We start from the raw sequence: 17,313 nt of genomic DNA, 5'->3' as shown, positions 1-17,313 counted from the left end.
TATACCCAAGGGCACCGCGTAACTCATAACCCTGCAGAGCGGATTATCAGCTAAAGCTGAAAAATAAGGTATATTAATATTGTAAAAGTGTGCACTGTCAGAAAAATATGAGTTGGAGTACAATAAACTGTTTGAACATTTCATTAGAATGCATAACCCCCTGATTTATCTGCCTGAAGCCGGGAAACTTTCCCGGCCCCAGACAGTCTGAATTATTCTGTTTAGAAATGCAATATTTATTCTACACCTATTCGCTCCTGCGTATTTCCATCCCCGCCAGCATCTCATAGTACTTCGCAACTGCACTGTGATCGTCACCGCCGCATTCATGACCGTTGATTCAGCCAAACCGCCTTTAATTGCATCAAATACCTTAATCGGATCAACACCTGCCTTTGTACTGAGCATAAAAGCCTCTGAAGCTGCGGCGATATTTAATGCCACTATGATCTGATTAGCCAGCTTCGTCGTATTACCTGCTCCCAGCTCCCCGCATAAGACAGCAGCTCCCCCCCATGACCATAAATGTATCGTACATGGCATCAAAGACTTCTTTTTCGCTCCCGGCCATAATAGACAACGTTCCATCGACCGCCTTCGGCTCCCATCCTGATACAGGGGCATCCAGCATCTTAACACCTTTTTCCATGCATGCCTTTCCAATTTCCTGGGAAGCCAGCGGAGCAATTGAACTCATATCTGCCAGTATCGTTCCGGAATCTGCATACTTTCCCTATTGGCTCTGATATCATTGGATCCAATGATCGGATATAAATGATTCCCCTCCCTGTCAACAGGCACGATCGTTTCCCCAAAGCACGACAATACAATGGCACAGATCTCCACCTCTTGAAAATCACATCTGGCGATCACTTCCTCCGCCGCCCTCTGGGACACCTCCCACAACTGCTCCGGGTTCGTCTCCATCCAGTTATTTGCCTGAACATCCCACTTGTATCTGAACTCAGAATCCAGCAGAAGCTTTCCGTTCTCTATACAGGTAAGTGTAGAATTGATTTTTGAAAGTCCAAAATCGACTCCCATTATTGCAGATTTTTTCATCCTTACTCCGCCTTTCACTATACGATGCCTTTATCCAGCATGATATTCGCATACACCGCAGTTTCTCCTGTCTGTATTATAGCATATGCGTCTGCGCATGCTTCATAAAAAGCGTCCCTCTTCAGTACCCCGACAGCATCTGTTCCGCGGCTGTCGTATTTCCCTACGATATCTTTGTAAGTATCCCAGATGGGCGTCTCCACATTCTGATCCGCCGGAACCGCCATCAGGTTAACCGGAGTCCGGACATATTCATCCAACGGATATAATTCCAGAACCGCCTCCAACAGCTCCGGCGCCCGGATTCCATCCGCCCTAAGTACAATGACACCCTGTTTTGCATAACGCTCCGCCGGGAAATTGGCGTCACCAAGCACCAGTCTGTCCTGGTGCCCCATCTCTGCCAGCAGTTTTAATATTTCCGGGGATAATAATGGTGATATTTTTTTTAACATAACCTGCACTTCCTTTCCGAAACTCCGTTTCTAAACACTCCTTGCTCAGCTCTTTATTCAACCTGCATAAGACGGGATAATATCAATCTCACGCATGGTATCAAACAAATCCACCACCATTGGGGCCTCAAAGCATCCGATCCGATCACACCCTGCCTTAAAGAAAGCAACTGAATTCTGAGGTTTCGGAAAAACAACCCCTGCCTTTACTTTTACATTCGTTCCCTCCACAGCCTTTTTGATTACCAGAATCTGTTCCAGGGAAGGACCTTTAGACTGTCCGGTAGAAGTTTTTGCAAAGGTTGCCCCTGCTTCAACAATAATGTCGCACCCAGCCTTGATTTCGTCATCGGTTAAAAACGCAACTTCCAGTATCGGCTTGGTAACCGCGCCCTCTGCTGCCTTTACGTGTTCTTTTAATTCATTGAGGCAGTAATCATATCTGTGTTCCCTGAGCGCTCCTATATTGAACACCATGTCAACAGAGGTTGCACCCAATTTTACCGCATTTTGGGTGGCCTGAATTTTGGTTTTTGTATCCGAATATCCAAAAGGAAAATCTATAACAGTCCCGATTTCACAGTCTAAGTCCTTTAGCTCTTCTGCTACGATAGGAACCATTGCAGCTCCAGTCATAAAGCAGGCAAACTTATACTTTTTCATTGTTTCCAGGGCAGAGTAAAGTTCTGCAGTTGTGGCTTCCTTACGCCCTAGAATGTTATAGTCAAATAATTTAGCGAATTCCTCTTTGTTTGCAATTTTTGAAAGATCTACCATTGTCATTTCCTCCTATAATGAATCATTGTTAACTGAGCTTGTAACAATTGTATTCTAACAAAGGAAAATTCGCCGCGTAACGCAAAAAGCACAGATTTCGTATGGCAAAATATAAGCAATTATTGACACTACTTTAATCCGCCTTCTCCACCGGCACACGTACCACTTCTTCTCCCACAAAAAAGAGCAGCCCGCTCACATTTTCATACTCAGCCATCTCGTAATTATACCCATACGCCCGGTACTCCGTTCTTTCTTCATTGGTAAAATGTCCACTCATATGGAGAAGTACATTTTCACGCACACTCCCATCCTCATATACAAGCCCCATAAGCATTGGCGGGTTCTTGACATGTTCAAATTCCACCTCCACACCTGTGTTGGGATCAATACCCGACAAAGTCTCTTTCTGATACGTCCATTCCATATCCAGAGTATAAGAGATTGAGGATAAACGAAGCGATTTGGCGACTGCTTCACTTCCAGGTATCTTCTGGTTGACCTGGTATACCTTTCCGGTATCCTCATTATCCAGATTCAGTGTAAGCTCCCAGGAGGTATCCAGCAGTACAGGCGGCGCGGTTCTGTTTAATTTTCCTGTGTACGCATCTGTTATTTTGTGAAACGACAGCTTAATAGGTTTGTTTAACAACCCTTTTTCACCGAGATCTTGTACGGTAATTTCATATTCCACTCCATCCGACCAGTCATCGGTCACCTCTTTGAGGAATCTCCCCTCCCAGCCGATTATTTCATTCCCTTCCACCTGCACATCAATGCTCTCAAACCCCATGTGGCTCTCAAGCGGGAACTCTTCGCTTCCCCGGATCATCAGAACAATATGAGCCGCATAGCTGTCTGCTACGGATTGCACTGCCTCTATCCTGATGCCGTCATGTTCCGTATACTGGTTCATTTCCTTCGCAGAGTTCGCATCATTCAGCTTTTTCTCTGTTTCAGGATCAATGTTGTATCTTTTGGAAAAGCTGTCGTTCCAGTGAAAATATTTGGCTGCCCCAACTGTCAATGTACTGACCATAAGCACTGCCGCCGCAATGATAACTGCGATTGTCCTCTTGCTACGCCTGCGTTTCCTCTTATTTGTACGCCTGGGAATCTCCCTGTAAGTTTCTTCTTCCCGGATTTTTTCAAAGGTCTGCTCAGCCTTTTTCCATACGACTTCCGGAATTTCCGCCTCTTCCTGCAGCTTTCGCAGCCACTCCCGTTTTTCGTCCATGCGGTTTCCTCCTTCCTGATTTTTTTACATATACATCCTGCATCTGCTCCTTGCCCCGTTTCAGCCTGGTCCGCACCGTATTTTCATTCATATCCAGGATCTGGGCGATCTCCCCTGTCTGGAACCCTTCCACATAATACAGCACCATAATCAGACGGTATTTTTCATCCAAAAGCCCAATGACTTCTTTCCATTCTAATTCCTCAAAGGACTTATCACAGGCCCCCTGCTCCGCGGTTTTTCCGTTAAAATCAATGACCTTCTGGCTCTTTAAAATATCACAGCATTTTCTCATTAGTATTTTTGTCATCCATGTTTTGAAATATTTATCGTGTTTCAGCAGCGGAAGCTTTTCATAACAGGTCAGAATCGTCTCCTGCACAGCATCCGCCGCATCCTCGTCTGAGGATAGATATGCCCTGGCAACCTTATACATGCTCTGCATGTGTAACCGCATCAGCTCCGTAAATGCTTCCGGGTCTTTCTGTTTTGCTTTTCGAACCAGCTCTTCCACTCTTTTCCCTCCCCTCAGCCTCTTTCTACTCATTAGACACTGTAATTGGACTTCCTGTTTCAACTTTTTAAACATTTCACTATTTATTCTTATCCATTCTGCTTTACCTGCGCCCAGTACATTTTTTCATGAATAATACTGCTGATTTTCAAATTCCCCTCCTTAAACGAAAAAGAGGCTTCCAGTATTATGCTGAAAACCTCTTTTATATAACTGTTAATCTTTAAAAAGAACAAACCTTTCGGCAAAGGGGTCAGACCCCTTTGCGCTACTTAATATCCAGTTCCGGTGGTTCATCCAAATGCTCTGAAACGTATTTCCCATCTTTTTTTCTCTGCCTTACGCATTCTGTCAGAAGGTATTCGATTTGTCCGTTCACAGAGCGAAAATCATCTTCCGCCCAAGCGGCAATGGCATTGTACAATTTTTCGGATAACCTCAGGGGAACCTGTTTCTTCTTGGAATCTGCCATACTTAGTAGAGGCTTCCCGTGTTAACGATGGGCTGCGTATCATGATTGCCGCAGAGCACCACCAGCAGATTGGAAACCATGGCCGCTTTTCTTTCTTCATCCAGTTCCACAATCTCTTTCTCGTTCAGACGGTCCAGAGCCATCTCCACCATGCCGACCGCACCGTCCACGATCATCTTCCTTGCATCGATAATTGCGGAAGCCTGCTGACTCTGGAGCATAACAGCTGCGATCTCCTGTGCGTACGCCAGATAAGTAATACGGGCTTCGATCACCTCCAGCCCTGCATCCGCTACTTTCTGCTGGATCTCATCCCGGATTCTGGAAGCAACCACTTCACTGGAACCACGCAGACTTCCCTCATCCGCAACGCCATCACCAGTAGTATCTACATTCGGCGCCACATCGTATGGATAAATCCGTACAATATTGCGGAGCGCGCTGTCGCATTGCAATGACAGATATTCTTTGTAGTTGTCTACATTAAATACTGCCTTTGCGGTATCTGTCACCCGCCACATAACTGCGATCCCAATCTCAACAGGATTGCCAAGGCAGTCATTGATCTTCTGCCGGTTATTATTCAGCGTCATGATCTTCAGGGAAATCTTTTTGCTGGACGCTTCCCCAACGGAAATTTCATTTTTAACAGTGACTGCAAAGGCCTTCTGTGCTCCGCCGTCCACATCGCCGCTCTGGTTCAGCTTTGTCTTGGCTGCCGGGTTCACGCTGGTGCAGAATGGATTCACGAAGTAAAAGCCGTCATCCTTTAAGGTGCCCACATATTTACCAAAAAGCGTCAGTACCAGCGCTTCCTGCGGTTTCAATACCTTCAGCCCACAGAATGGAAGCCATCCGATGCAAAGCCAGATTATGCTGATAATCAGCAGAACCGGCAAGCCGCCGTCGTTCACGATCACCCCGCCGAATATGCAGCCTGCGATGGCTGCTGCATAGAGCAGTATTGTAATAATTAAAACCAGCATGCCATTCTTTTTTGTACTAAGGATCTTTTCATTCATAATAATCCCTCTCTTTCACTTCCTAAGTAATTGGTAATTCTTGTTTATATTTGAATGATATCATAATGATATCATTTTGTCAATTACCAATATGATAGAAAAAAACAAAGCGTGCCGGGCAATTCCCTATTATAATAAAGGTTTATCGGTCAGCTAAGCCGACCGGTAAACCTTCTGTGATGTAGTCTTAATATTCATTCAGAATCATGTGCCTGCTCTTGTATTCATCTTTTAAATGTCGTATATGCCATAAGAATCTTCTGGATCATGGGTTTATTGTGGCATCTGTTTATTTTAACTGATCTAAAATCCAGTCAACAGCATATGCACATGCTTTCAGCTCTATATCATTTGCACAATGCATACTTCCTTCGTGTTCCCAATACTCTTTCACTTCGCTTGATGACTTATGATAGAGCGCTTTTGCCCCTTCTGTTCCAATAATCGGGTCTTTTTCCGTATGTTGGACAAGTAATGGACACTTGATCTTATAAAGTTTATCCTCTATGTCCATCTGATGGCTTATGGCCGCTGCTTCTTCCGGGTCTGTAACATGAAACTTCGGAAGAAAGCCGTTAAGGTAGAAGTTGTCGATTCCCGCAAACGGATGCATGGTGAGCTGATCCGTTTTTGAACATCCCCCGCGTGATACCAGCGCCTTGATATCATCGCCGCAGTAGATGGCGCCGCTGGCCGCTAAATATCCACCATAACTCACTCCCATAAGTCCAATCTTATTACCGAATCTGCCATCCGCCTTGATAAAGTCAACAACTGCCTTTATAGCCCTGTCATAATTATCTGCCGTTAAATACATATTTCTGTTTAATAGAGCCTCTCCCTGCCCCGGGCCGTCAAAGATGATGGATACTGCTCCGCGTTCCCATAGTTTTTTTGGTGCGGTGTAATTTTCCTCCTTAAAACCGGTTGCTCCGGGAACATAAATGATCACCGGCGTTTCTTTATCAATATGATCCGGCAGCACAAGATATCCCGGCATGCTGTTTCCCTCAAACGGCACCTCAACAAATTCAACTTTTTCATAGCAGGTAAGTTCCTTACTTTTATGAAAGCTATCTACTAATTTTCCATAGATTCTAAATTTTTCTTCATTCACTCCGCGTATACCATAGTCTGCGATTCTGAAAAGAGAACATGCATTAAAATAGTAGTCGCTTGCTGTTTGTTTATGACCAAGTTTCTCGTGTTCTTCGGCATAAGCAATTGCTTTGTCCCCGAGTTCTTCACACACTGCTACAAAATCCTCTGCATCCTCGGGGGATACCTTTTCAAATGTTTCACAGTTAAGCTCTGTGCGGTTCATTAACACAATAAAATCCTCTGCTGCCATTCCTCCGGCAAGAATTCTCCCCATGTTTTGGGCTGGCGGACGTTTTCTGATTTCCATTTTTCTACCTCCTGTATGTAGTTTTAATTTGTTCTTTTCTTTATAGTACACTGTACTATTTTATTTGTCAATCAATATTTAGTACATTGTACTAAATATTGTAGATTTATGATAACAATTCAGGATTGTTTGAACTGTTACACTTTGTGGTTACCGTCCGGCTTTGCCTGAACTCTTATGCATTTACTTTCTCCGGGTCTTTTGATAGAATAGGGATTATGATGAAAAAAGGTGATGTAGAATGCGTATCAATAGAAAAGAGGCCATCTGTGATGCAGCGGCACAGCTATTTAATGAAAAAGGATATGATCAGGTAAGTATGCGGGAAATTGCTAAGCAAGCGGGTACAACGATCGGAAACTTGACATATTATTTCCCTAAAAAAGAAGATATTGTGATACAGATCGTTTCAGAACTTCATGAAGATTTCCAGATATATCTCAATGCAGAGCTCTCCGGGGTGGATTTGTTAAAAGATTTGATCTCGTCATTTAGAAAAGTAGAAGAGAATGAACAGCATTTTCCGTTCTATTTTAAAAATCTCAATGATCTTGTAAAAAGCTCGGATTATTTTAAGAGTAAGGGATTTAACTTCCAGATAAAGCTTTATAATTACTATAATTCCTGTTTTATTACGCTTCAAAATGCCGGCATTATCGATAAAAAATTTTCTGCTGAAGAGCTAAATATCCTTTCACTATCTTTTACAGCACAAACAGCCGGCTGGCTTATGGAATGCATGCCGTTTTATAACGAAGGGCTTACACCGGTACCTATTTCGAAAAATCTTTCCGTACTTTTGAAACCATATATTGTTAAGGATTATATGGACTTATATCAGGAATTTTTAGATGAGATATTAAGTATATCTTAAACTTTTATAGAATGTGAGGTTCTCCGCCACATCAAACACACACTAAAGCACCTTCCGCTGAAATTATACTAATGATAAACATAATTTCAGCGGGGGTGCTTTTGTGCATTTAAATTGCTGCGAACCAAATGTAGGCATCAGCTCCCAAGAAGCATACCGCTCCTTGCAAAAAACAACAACAAATAACAACAAATCTTCTAAATCACACCAGAATGAGATTTTTATAGTATTCTAGGAGAGTAAAACTATGTCCGGCAGTCCTGTGAATATTTGATTTAGGGGAGAAAATCGGGGAGAACAGATTCCCGGGACCTGTTAGGAAGAATACTAGGAGGAAGGACAATGGAATTGAAAAAGAAAAAAGGAATAGGGAAACGACTGTTCAGCCTGCTCGCCGCTGTCATAATGGGAATTTCTCTACTTGGCGGAATGGGTGCAGCGGAGGTAAATGCTGCAGATAAGACGGATGAGGAGCTGCTTACTGAAGCATTCTGGATCGTGGATGGTTGTATCAGCAGTATCCCTGATCCGGTTACTAATTCGACAAATGAGGAAACTTTTTTAAATGCATGCCGTGGGCAGGTGTCAGATAAGGTCACACTTACCTTTACAGATTTCCGAAAAACTAATGCTACTACAGAACGTGAAGGAAAGATTCGGGCAACGTTACTTATATGCGTAGGTAACCAATCGCAAAAATACCCCTTTGAAAGAACGATCCGGATTATGACTCAAGATGAACAGAATTTTGAAAATGCACTTTCAAAGTTAGACGACATTAAGGCGCAAGTTGCCATGGAAATGTCTAACGAAATGATGCCGGAAGACATATTAGGCGCTCTCAGCCGTTATATTAATGGTGTGGAATTCAGTCTGATTGACTGTGACAAAAAAGAGTCCACACTCACGGAGGAAGGCACATTTGATATAAACTTTCGAATGACAGCAGGGGAAGACAACAGTCAGAATTTTGCCTGGCACTTTACCATCCCCAAAAGGCCTATGACCGATGCAGAGCTCCTGGAGATTGCAATAGCTGATGCAACAAGGGCCCTAAAAGCTATAGAACCTTCGAATAACGCCTATGCTCCAGGGATTCTCCAATTAGTAAAAAATGCGATTGGTTCTGCTGCCGATGCAGATTGGGCCACAGAAATGAAAATCCAGCAAGCTACTACAACAAAAGAAGGCGCTGTCACAGGCGAGATACGGTTATCCGTAGGAAGTGAAAGCACGATACTTCCCGTAAATTTGATAATCCCTAAACTTGACGAGCCCCAGAATAATCCGAACGCAGACCAGGAATATATTGAAAAAGCAAAACAGGCAGCATATGACGCTTTAGATGCATTTGTACCATCGAACGATACAACGAAAGATGATATTTATAATGTCGTAAAAAATGCAATAGGTAACGATATCAATATCGAGTGGTATGCTGACTTTAAAATGATCAAAGCCCAGAAAAACCAGGATGGCCTGATTGAAGAAGGATCATTAAGATTAACAAAAGGTGATGGGTTGGGTTATGTATCTATTAACTTAACAATACCGGCTCTGAAAGATGAGGCGGGTAATAAACCAAATGACAAACCAAATGACAAGCCAAATAACAAACCAAATAACAAACCGGATAATAATAAACCAAGTCAGAACGATGATAAGGGGAAAACGGATAACACAACAAAACCTCAGACTACTGAAAAGCCTAAAACTACTGCAAAAGCCGTCAGCCCAAAAACAGGCGACAGCAGTATGATGGTGTTCTACATAATTGCATTGTTCGCAGCATGCGGGATTGCTGTTGTTTCTGTGAAGCGCAGACACAGATAATTTGATATTGATATCATTCATATTACACTGCTTGTCTAAATAAAAATTAATAATCGAAAATTAAGAAGCCTACTTCTGTACTTTGCAGTACTAAGCAGGCTTTTTACTAATCAGAGGCTAACTACTTCGCAGGCGGTTGCTCCTATTTCTATTTTCATTTAGCATATCTTTTTGTTGTAAAGGAAGATATATATAACCATGAATACTTAGTACTCTATGCCCGTTTTGTTGCTACAGATATGCAGCGATACTCCGTTTTTTCTTCTCCCTCCTCTTGGGTAGGATCTATATTGACAGCCTTGTCTTTTTCCCTGCTTTCCCTTACAGCACAATAAAAATGATACAAGGTTCCATCCTTTTCTATAACGCAGGGTTTATGTGCATGCAGTTCATCGATCTCTCCCGCATTCCCATGTTTTAAAATCGGGGTATCCACCTTCTCCCAGCGGTACAAGTCTTCTGAAAATGCAATCCCCTCCTGTGCATGCTCTCCATCATATCCGTAATAATACATCAGCCATAATCCACCATCCTTAACCACACAGGGGTCAGCGCAAAAGTACGAATCCCAGCCAGGTTTTGTATTACAAATAACCGGCTGCCCGGATACCCGTTTCCATTCCAGCATATCATCGGATACCGCCATTCCAATTTGTTCATGCCATTTCCATACCTCGCTGTCTTTGGCATTATAAAACATATAATATTTCCCACGGTCCTCAATCAGGCAGCCTTTATATAACCCTGCCCGTTCCCAGTCATCACCATCTTTCCAGCTCAGGATCGGTTTGTCCAGACGTGTCCAGTGATGCAGCGACTCGTCCTCAGTATAAGCAAGTCCGATTTGGGCAGGACCAGCCTCATATCCCTCATCCGGATAGCTATGGTATATCATCCAGTACTTCCCGTCCACCTTTTTTAAGGACGGTTTTTTGAACAGATCATTTTCTTTCAGGATCCACATGCCTGCGACTCCACCTTTATCCCAGCCTTCCTGTTCTCCTCTTTTGAATATAATCGACTCTTTTTCCCAGTGAAGCAGATCCCGGCTTACTGCGAGACCTGTCTGATATCCTTTTCCGTCAAAACCTACATGCATCATATAGTATTGATTATTGTGATAAAACACGAAGGGACAATCCACAGCCATCTCATCATATGCGCCAGGGACACCTGACGGCCCCATAACCTCTGTCCCATATTTTACATCAGTCTTATATTTTGCTAAATTATACTGCATATTCTGTTACCCCTTAACTGCACCTGCTAATAGTGCGGATTCTATTCTTTTTTGAAGCAGACAATAGAGCAGTATACTTGGCAGCACTACGACAAACGATGCCGCAAACAGCTGACCATAGTCGCTTCCAAACATGCTCAAAAACTGCGACAATGCTACCGATACATTTCTCGCATTGTTGCCTGATGAAAGCATCAGGTTGTAAATAAAATCATTCCAGCTCGCCATGAAGATCAGTATCGCAGCCGTTGCCATGGCCGGCTTAACAAGCGGAAGCATAATAGTAATAAAGGTTCTTAAAAACCCGGAACCGTCAATTCTCGCCGCCTCTTCCATTTCCCTCGGGATCGTCAGGAAATAACTTCTTAAAACAAACAGTACTGCCGGCATCGCAATTGCCATATATACAAGCACAAGTCCGCTTTTCGTATTATAAAGGTTCATGGCATTCATCAGCTTGTACACCGGAAATATCAATGCCGATGTAGGTACAAGCATTGACATGCCGATTAAGGCAAATAAAAAGTTTTTTCCTTTAAACTCGAACCTTGCAAACACATATGCCGACATGCTGAATATGATTAGCCCAAAAAAAATACAGAAAACGGTGATTATAAATGTATTCCAAAAGTATGTACCCAACGGTGAATATTTAAATGCCATGATATAATTGTCAAGGTTGATGGAAACCGGTAAGGAGAATGCGGAATCCATAATCTCTTTATTTGTTTTGAAAGAAGATACCAGCGTCCATAAAAGTGGTACCGTCGAAATTGCAATTATAAATACCAAAAATACAATTCTTCCTAATTTTCCGATGATTTGTCCTGCCTTCATAGCTACTCCTTAATCTTTTCCTATGCGGAACACTTTTGTTATCAACAGCATTGCTGCTGCTCCAATCAGAATTGTTACAAACGCGATTGCATTGGCATATCCATAATTGGAATTATTCATTGCCGTCCTGAAAATCATAACCGGCAGATTCATTGTTAAATTACCCGGGCCTCCGCTCGTGGTCAGATATATGACTTCAAACGTTTTCAGGCAGTCTACCGTTGCAAGAATCAGGCATGTTCCCACGATATTTTTGATCAGGGGCATCACAATTAATCTGTTGATTTGGGATTCTGTCGCTCCGTCCACTTTTGCCGACTCATATACTTCTGCGGGGATTGCTGCTATCTCTGATGAGATCAGCAGCATAAAAACTCCCCCGTAAAAAATGGTCGTCACAGTAACCGCCACAAATGCAGTCCTTGCGTCCTGAAACCAGTTTACATTAAAATTCTCAAATCCTATTTTGCGGATAAAATCATTTACAAGCCCAATAGATGGATTAAACATGAAGTAGAATAAAAATCCGATTACTGCCAGCGGCATCATTTTCGGGATCAGATAGATTACTCTCACGGCTTTTGATAAGCGTGACTTTTTTAACGTTGCCAATGCCACCAGAAGGCTGGTTCCTACTAATATGACCCAATGCAGGGCCATCCATATAATTGTATTTTTAAAGGATATATGGAAAGTGGAATCCTGAAACATTTTTATAAAATTGTCAACACCTGCAAATCTTATGGGCTCCCCCAGCTTCCAGTCCGTAAATCCGGTAATTCCGACCGTAATAATGGAATATGCGTAAAACCCCAAAAAGAGGATCAGCGTGGGAGCCAAAAAGGCTGCAAGCCAGATTTTAGTTTTTTTAGATTTCATTCAGACTCCTCCTACAGGGGTGCGTTTAGTTTGATGCTTTTGTTAAATTCTCTGCAAACTGTTCGGGCGTGCTTTGGCCTGTTCCCAATGCTGCAAGTTCCTGGGGTATGATGGCCGTCACTGCGGCAGGATACACTCTCCAACAGGAACTTACTGTGTAATTAACATCGTCTTTCATTTCCAAAATTTCCATCATAAGTGGTGACAGTTCCAGAGATTCATAGTCAATATTTGCGGAGGCCGGAATCAAACCTAACTGTTCCAGGCGGATGGCCTGATCCTCTTTGTTGTTAAACCATTTAATGAATTCATAGGAAGCCGCCGCCGTTTTCTCATCCTTAGAGCCGGAGAACCATGCATACCCCGGGTAAGATACAGCACCCTTACCAGGAAGATATGCTTCTCCCACCTTATCTCCCATAGCTTCCGTTAGTTCGGCAATCCTCCAGGCCCCATCCAGAACAATCGCTGTTTTATCGCTTGTAAAGTTATTCAAAGCAACGCTAATATCCGAACCCGGAGCATCTGTGGTTGAATATTCCATAAACATTTTTTGAAGCTGTGAAGCGGCCTCGATGAATTCCGGCGTGTTATAATCTGTAAGCCCAACCGTTTTCGCCATCTCCTGCCCTTTCTCGCTTCCGCTGGCCAGTGCTGCCAGAAGTGTAAGGCTTGAATACCAAGCTGTCTTTGTCTCCAGAGCCATAGCAGCTACTCCGTCTCCTTTTAATTTTTCACATAAATCATAAAGCTCATCCCAGCTCTCTGGAAATTTTTCATATCCAGCCGCTTTTAGTATTTCTTTATTATAGAAAAATCCAAAAAAATCTTTATGAGAACAGATGCCATATACCTGGTCCGATCCCTCATTCCACGACGCAATGTCCTCCATATCCAGCTCATCCTTTAATTCAGCGTCTGCATCCAATTTATCCTTAAAGTCATAAAGTAAGTTTGACTTTTTGGCCAGATCAATAATGCTCTGGTCATTGGTATAGAATACATCCGGAAGTTCTCCAGATGAAACCTGCACTTTTAATTTTGCATCCATATTGGCTGTTGTAGAACCTGCTATCTCTTCAACATTTACATCGATCTCCGGATGGGCTTCTTCAAAACTTTCCACCCTCTCTGCGAAATATTTTGCATATGGATGTGCTCCTACCCATTCACTGAAAACGGTAATGCTTACCTTTCCGTCTTCCTTTTCCGCTTTTCCTCCTGCTTCCCCGCCGCAAGCCGTTAATCCCACTGCCATACTAAATGCCAGCATTAACGATACGATTCGTTTTGCTTTCATATTCCTTTTCTCCTTTTTATTTTTTGTATTTGATGGATTTATTATATCTTGGCATAATCTATAAATAAATCAGTGGATTTTACTTGTTTTTATATATTTTTTACATTATAATGCTTTTGACCTGGAAACATGTAAAACATTTTTATATTATGTAATTATTTTACCTTTTATGGGGGTGTCCAATTTGCTGCCGCATACGAAAAAACCTGTATCACTTTTTGTTATAATAACCCTTATTATTTCCTTATGTATGATTACGCCTTGTATGATTGCAGGTATTTACTTCTATGCCACTCTGAGGAACAGCACCTTTGATACAATTGAGCGAAATATCGATTCATCCGCCGAAAGCTCCTTCAGCTCTCTTGACTCTACTCTGCTCTCTGTAAAAAATGCTTATTACTCAATCATCAGTGATCCGGTAATCAATCCCGAGCTATATAATTATATCTTTCCAGGCAATGAAACTACATTCAACGAATCTGTCGATGAACGCCTTACGAAAATGATGTTTTATACCACGATTTGGAACGAAAATATCCTGACTTCAATTACCCTTACGAATGATTTTAATACGTATCATTATATAGGTAATCCAAAATATGGCGTATATCCTGGCAAGGAGGATTCTTCCTCCCTTAACATGATTACCGATAATCGGGAAGCTCTCAGCAAATCACTGGGTACCGAAAGAATCCACACCCTTATGCATTCCAGAGATGACTCCGGCAGCCTGTTTTATATACGGGACTATTATGGGTATCCCGATGGCGCTTTTAAAGGCCTGCTCAGTTTCCAGTTAAGCGAGGAATCACTCATGTCCAATTTCACCGACTTTGATAAGTACACGGACACGCTTTGTTTTGCCTTTGATGAATCAGGAACTGTCATCATGAGCAGCAAAGAGGAACTGCAGGGCGAAACCATATCCGCTTTATCCGTCCAAGGGGTCTCTTTAAAACATATGATGGAAGATCCAGACAACTATCTGGCCAAAACGAAGACTTTAACGAATTATCCGCTTACTGCCTGCGTACTGATTCCGCTGGAGCCCATCTATCAGGAACTTCATAGTCAATTAAGAGGTTATCTGGTTATCTTTATCTGTTTGCTGCTGCTCGTTATCGTATTTGCCCTCGCAGTTTCCCGGTATGTAAGCAGATATATTCACTTACTGATCAAACGCATGACCCGGTTAAGCCAAAGCGACTATTCACAAACCCTGCCTGTATACGGAATTACAGAGCTTGATAACCTCAGTACAGCTTTTACTACGATGTCCTCTCAGATCAAAAGGCTTTTAAATGAAAAGTATGCCAATGAAGTCCTTTTAAAAGAGAGTGAACTCAAGGCACTGCAGGCGCAGATTAACCCGCATTTCCTATTTAATACGCTTCTGTCTGTCAGCTGGAAAGCCCGTGCAAACCAGGATATGGAATGTTATGAGATGATTACGGCACTCAGCAGTTTACTCAATGCCAATATTTATACTCCTGCAACAAAGTTTATCACTTTGCAGGAAGAGCTTCAGAATGTCCGGTACTATCTGCAGATACAGAAGGTGCGCTTTGGTCCAAAACTATCTTACGATATTGATGTAGATACAAAATTGATGGATCATTCCATTCTGAAGCTCTGCCTGCAGCCGCTTGTAGAGAATGCTGTTGTCCATGGCCTGGAGAATAAGGTGGAGGAAGGTACAATATTAATTACGGGAGATATCGTAGATGAACAGGAAATGCTGCTCCAGATCATTGATAATGGAATTGGGTTTCATCCAGAAGAAATGAATAGACAGCTGAATGAGCCAGATGCTTCAGTGTTATCCCAATCCGAGGGAAAAGGACACCACATTGGTCTGATTAATACACACTTACGCTTAAAATACACCTATGGCGAACAGTATGGGATTACCATTGCCAGCACGCCGGGCGAAGGAACTACAATATCTGTCAGGCTGCCGCTGTCATGACAGAGCAAAAAGGAGGATGTTCTATGTATCGAATCATGATTGTAGATGATGAATTAATTATCCGGGAAGGAATCAGCACTTTTATAGACTGGGCAGGCCTGGATTGCCAGATTGTACACTCAGCATCCGACGGTCTGGAAGCTATTGAATTTCTCCAAACCACCTGTGTGAATATCGTAATTACGGATATCCGCATGCCCGGAAAAAATGGGTTAGAGTTAGCAGAGTATGTGCAGAAATATGCCCCTTCCACCAAATTAATCATCCTGTCCGGGTATTCCGATTTTAAGTATGCCCAGGAAGCCCTGCGTCATGGGGCATTCGACTTTATATTAAAGGATAATCCCTTAAGTAAGATAGAAAATGCTGTCCGCAGGGCAATCAGTGCCATACAGGAGGAGCAGAAAAAGCAGCGCCATTTTGACAGTATACAGGAGACAATTATCAAAAATCAGGAAGAACTTCAGATAAAATTCTACCAGGATCTTGTCTACGATGTTCCGCTTTCTCCCGATGAGATTATCGATAAAACACGGCTTTATCAGGTATCCGGCAATAATTTTTACTGTATCCTCATAAAGATCCGGATCATCGACGACTCCGCCCAGCTTAAAGAAGATTTTATCAACACAGTTACCCGATTCCTCAGAGGAATTTTCTCCTCTGTAAAACCTGTTATTTTTCCGGTGCACTCCAAATACTTGTGCATTGTATTAAATGATACCAGTAAACTGGAGCATACACCCATCGTGCCTTCCTTAAATCAGATTTTTACTTTTGCAGAAAATTACCCGGCATACAGATTAAAAGCTGCAATCAGTACTCCCCATTCTTCGATCACAGAACTGAATACAGCTTATCTCGAATGCTGCTATTGTTTCAAACACAATGCAAAAAGTGAAAAGAAGATCCTGTTTTACAGCGCCGAAAATAATACATCTTCTCCCTCACTCAGCCAGAATCTGCCTATAAAAAAAGCTGTACAATATATCGAAAACAACTTTAATGAACAGATTGGGCTTAACGACATTGCAGACGCTGTTGGTCTTAATGCCAGTTATCTTAGCCGTTTATTCAAAAAAGAAACGGGTGAATCTATCACAGAACACCTTACTCAGTTTCGGATCGAAAAGGCAAAGGAACTTTTAAAGGATGAATCCTTAAGATTACGGGATATTGCCATGGCAGTTGGCTTTAACGATGTAAGCTATTTTTCTAATACATTCAAGAAAATAGCCGGTATGTCTCCTACGGAATTTAGAATGATTTCGGAGATCAATTAGATGATTTCATTCCTATTTGCTTTTAAATTGTGCTTACATATGTCGAAGCTTAGCATTTTATATATTCAACTATTGTCTTGAATCCTACATAAAGACAAGGCAGCATCTAAAGCTGCCTTGCCTCTCTTTTCCTTCTGTCCCTAGCGGA

General features: G+C 42.3%; 18 protein-coding genes. 4 read left to right on the top strand and 14 right to left on the bottom strand.

Features of this window, described 5'->3' with window-relative positions:
- Positions 1 to 165: 165 nt before the first annotated feature.
- The 10 genes from BN1938_RS24160 to BN1938_RS03615 all read right to left on the bottom strand — a co-directional run bounded on the left by BN1938_RS24160 (position 166) and on the right by BN1938_RS03615 (position 6,947).
- Entirely contained in the window at positions 166 to 543 is a 378-nt protein-coding gene (locus BN1938_RS24160) for an NAD-binding protein (RefSeq protein ID WP_369794738.1), read from the bottom strand.
- A complete protein-coding gene (locus BN1938_RS24155; protein ID WP_330581538.1) occupies positions 473 to 697 on the bottom strand; it encodes an NAD(P)-binding domain-containing protein in 225 nt (74 codons plus the stop codon). Before BN1938_RS24155 ends, BN1938_RS24160 begins: the two co-directional genes overlap by 71 nt.
- A complete protein-coding gene (locus tag BN1938_RS03650) occupies positions 694 to 1,062 on the bottom strand; it encodes an FGGY family carbohydrate kinase (RefSeq protein ID WP_050639299.1) in 369 nt (122 codons plus the stop codon). The genes BN1938_RS24155 and BN1938_RS03650 overlap by 4 nt, the downstream gene beginning before the upstream one ends.
- Positions 1,063 to 1,079: 17 nt before the next feature.
- Positions 1,080 to 1,517 carry an RbsD/FucU family protein gene (locus BN1938_RS03645; RefSeq protein WP_050639298.1) on the bottom strand — a complete coding sequence of 146 codons (438 nt, stop codon included), beginning with the start codon at positions 1,515 to 1,517 and terminating at the stop codon, positions 1,080 to 1,082.
- A gap of 57 nt (positions 1,518 to 1,574) precedes the next feature.
- Positions 1,575 to 2,294, bottom strand: coding sequence for a deoxyribose-phosphate aldolase (gene deoC, locus BN1938_RS03640; RefSeq protein WP_050639297.1), 720 nt, complete (start codon positions 2,292 to 2,294; stop codon positions 1,575 to 1,577).
- A 133-nt stretch (positions 2,295 to 2,427) separates the two neighbouring features.
- Positions 2,428 to 3,531: a DUF4179 domain-containing protein gene (locus BN1938_RS03635; RefSeq protein WP_050639296.1), complete on the bottom strand. Its 1,104-nt coding sequence runs from the start codon at positions 3,529 to 3,531 to the stop codon at positions 2,428 to 2,430.
- Positions 3,455 to 4,045 (bottom strand): RNA polymerase sigma factor, encoded by a 591-nt coding sequence (locus BN1938_RS03630; RefSeq protein WP_070102313.1) that lies wholly within the window; start codon positions 4,043 to 4,045, stop codon positions 3,455 to 3,457. The genes BN1938_RS03635 and BN1938_RS03630 overlap by 77 nt, the downstream gene beginning before the upstream one ends.
- A gap of 268 nt (positions 4,046 to 4,313) precedes the next feature.
- Positions 4,314 to 4,517: a type II toxin-antitoxin system antitoxin gene (locus BN1938_RS03625; protein ID WP_050639295.1), complete on the bottom strand. Its 204-nt coding sequence runs from the start codon at positions 4,515 to 4,517 to the stop codon at positions 4,314 to 4,316.
- 2 nt (positions 4,518 to 4,519) lie between these two features.
- Positions 4,520 to 5,539, bottom strand: coding sequence for an SPFH domain-containing protein (locus BN1938_RS03620; RefSeq protein ID WP_050639294.1), 1,020 nt, complete (start codon positions 5,537 to 5,539; stop codon positions 4,520 to 4,522).
- Positions 5,540 to 5,828: 289 nt separating this feature from the next.
- On the bottom strand, positions 5,829 to 6,947 hold the full coding sequence (locus BN1938_RS03615; protein WP_050639293.1) for an alpha/beta hydrolase family protein: 1,119 nt from the start codon (positions 6,945 to 6,947) through the stop codon (positions 5,829 to 5,831).
- 241 nt (positions 6,948 to 7,188) lie between these two features.
- Here BN1938_RS03615 and BN1938_RS03610 point away from each other — a divergent pair, with 241 nt between their 5' ends.
- Entirely contained in the window at positions 7,189 to 7,821 is a 633-nt protein-coding gene (locus BN1938_RS03610; protein WP_050639292.1) for a TetR/AcrR family transcriptional regulator, read from the top strand.
- A gap of 342 nt (positions 7,822 to 8,163) precedes the next feature.
- Complete coding sequence (locus tag BN1938_RS03605; RefSeq protein ID WP_050639291.1) at positions 8,164 to 9,654, top strand: LPXTG cell wall anchor domain-containing protein; 1,491 nt, start codon at positions 8,164 to 8,166, stop codon at positions 9,652 to 9,654.
- Positions 9,655 to 9,868: 214 nt separating this feature from the next.
- Here BN1938_RS03605 and BN1938_RS03600 read toward each other — a convergent pair whose 3' ends face one another.
- The 4 genes from BN1938_RS03600 to BN1938_RS03585 are packed head-to-tail and all read right to left on the bottom strand — an operon-like array spanning position 9,869 to position 13,910.
- The gene (locus BN1938_RS03600) at positions 9,869 to 10,894 is read right to left on the bottom strand and encodes a family 43 glycosylhydrolase (RefSeq protein WP_050639290.1); all 1,026 of its coding nucleotides are present in this window, start codon (positions 10,892 to 10,894) and stop codon (positions 9,869 to 9,871) included.
- Between the two features lie 6 nt (positions 10,895 to 10,900).
- Positions 10,901 to 11,731, bottom strand: coding sequence for a carbohydrate ABC transporter permease (locus BN1938_RS03595; protein ID WP_050639289.1), 831 nt, complete (start codon positions 11,729 to 11,731; stop codon positions 10,901 to 10,903).
- Between the two features lie 9 nt (positions 11,732 to 11,740).
- Positions 11,741 to 12,610, bottom strand: a complete 870-nt coding sequence (locus BN1938_RS03590; protein WP_050639288.1) for a carbohydrate ABC transporter permease — start codon at positions 12,608 to 12,610, stop codon at positions 11,741 to 11,743.
- Between the two features lie 25 nt (positions 12,611 to 12,635).
- Positions 12,636 to 13,910, bottom strand: coding sequence for an ABC transporter substrate-binding protein (locus BN1938_RS03585; RefSeq protein WP_050639287.1), 1,275 nt, complete (start codon positions 13,908 to 13,910; stop codon positions 12,636 to 12,638).
- A 265-nt stretch (positions 13,911 to 14,175) separates the two neighbouring features.
- On the opposite strand from BN1938_RS03585, the gene BN1938_RS03580 reads away from it, so the two are divergent.
- Complete coding sequence (locus BN1938_RS03580) at positions 14,176 to 15,882, top strand: sensor histidine kinase (RefSeq protein ID WP_187376286.1); 1,707 nt, start codon at positions 14,176 to 14,178, stop codon at positions 15,880 to 15,882.
- 23 nt (positions 15,883 to 15,905) lie between these two features.
- Entirely contained in the window at positions 15,906 to 17,165 is a 1,260-nt protein-coding gene (locus tag BN1938_RS03575) for a response regulator transcription factor (RefSeq protein WP_050639285.1), read from the top strand.
- Positions 17,166 to 17,313: the final 148 nt, after the last annotated feature.

Origin of the sequence: Eubacterium sp. SB2 (assembly GCF_001244405.1) — a bacterium.
GTDB lineage: Bacteria > Bacillota > Clostridia > Lachnospirales > Lachnospiraceae > Faecalicatena > Faecalicatena contortus_B.
The sequence above is the reverse complement of the archived record's forward strand: the minus strand, read 5'-3'. Positions and strand labels throughout refer to the sequence as shown.

What these genes read in the sequence shown, in the direction of transcription:
- BN1938_RS24155 (WP_330581538.1), bottom strand. Translation starts at nt 697, where the DNA reads ATGAGTTCAATTGCTCCGCTGGCTTCCCAGGAAATTGGAAAGGCATGC.
- BN1938_RS03645 (WP_050639298.1), bottom strand. Translation starts at nt 1,517, where the DNA reads ATGTTAAAAAAAATATCACCATTATTATCCCCGGAAATATTAAAACTG.
- BN1938_RS03575 (WP_050639285.1), top strand. Translation starts at nt 15,906, where the DNA reads ATGTATCGAATCATGATTGTAGATGATGAATTAATTATCCGGGAAGGA.
- BN1938_RS03595 (WP_050639289.1), bottom strand. Translation starts at nt 11,731, where the DNA reads ATGAAGGCAGGACAAATCATCGGAAAATTAGGAAGAATTGTATTTTTG.
- BN1938_RS03585 (WP_050639287.1), bottom strand. Translation starts at nt 13,910, where the DNA reads ATGAAAGCAAAACGAATCGTATCGTTAATGCTGGCATTTAGTATGGCA.
- BN1938_RS03650 (WP_050639299.1), bottom strand. Translation starts at nt 1,062, where the DNA reads ATGAAAAAATCTGCAATAATGGGAGTCGATTTTGGACTTTCAAAAATC.
- BN1938_RS03615 (WP_050639293.1), bottom strand. Translation starts at nt 6,947, where the DNA reads ATGGAAATCAGAAAACGTCCGCCAGCCCAAAACATGGGGAGAATTCTT.
- deoC (WP_050639297.1), bottom strand. Translation starts at nt 2,294, where the DNA reads ATGGTAGATCTTTCAAAAATTGCAAACAAAGAGGAATTCGCTAAATTA.
- BN1938_RS24160 (WP_369794738.1), bottom strand. Translation starts at nt 543, where the DNA reads ATGCCATGTACGATACATTTATGGTCATGGGGGGGAGCTGCTGTCTTA.
- BN1938_RS03610 (WP_050639292.1), top strand. Translation starts at nt 7,189, where the DNA reads ATGCGTATCAATAGAAAAGAGGCCATCTGTGATGCAGCGGCACAGCTA.
- BN1938_RS03600 (WP_050639290.1), bottom strand. Translation starts at nt 10,894, where the DNA reads ATGCAGTATAATTTAGCAAAATATAAGACTGATGTAAAATATGGGACA.
- BN1938_RS03635 (WP_050639296.1), bottom strand. Translation starts at nt 3,531, where the DNA reads ATGGACGAAAAACGGGAGTGGCTGCGAAAGCTGCAGGAAGAGGCGGAA.
- BN1938_RS03605 (WP_050639291.1), top strand. Translation starts at nt 8,164, where the DNA reads ATGGAATTGAAAAAGAAAAAAGGAATAGGGAAACGACTGTTCAGCCTG.
- BN1938_RS03620 (WP_050639294.1), bottom strand. Translation starts at nt 5,539, where the DNA reads ATGAATGAAAAGATCCTTAGTACAAAAAAGAATGGCATGCTGGTTTTA.
- BN1938_RS03580 (WP_187376286.1), top strand. Translation starts at nt 14,176, where the DNA reads ATGATTGCAGGTATTTACTTCTATGCCACTCTGAGGAACAGCACCTTT.
- BN1938_RS03625 (WP_050639295.1), bottom strand. Translation starts at nt 4,517, where the DNA reads ATGGCAGATTCCAAGAAGAAACAGGTTCCCCTGAGGTTATCCGAAAAA.
- BN1938_RS03590 (WP_050639288.1), bottom strand. Translation starts at nt 12,610, where the DNA reads ATGAAATCTAAAAAAACTAAAATCTGGCTTGCAGCCTTTTTGGCTCCC.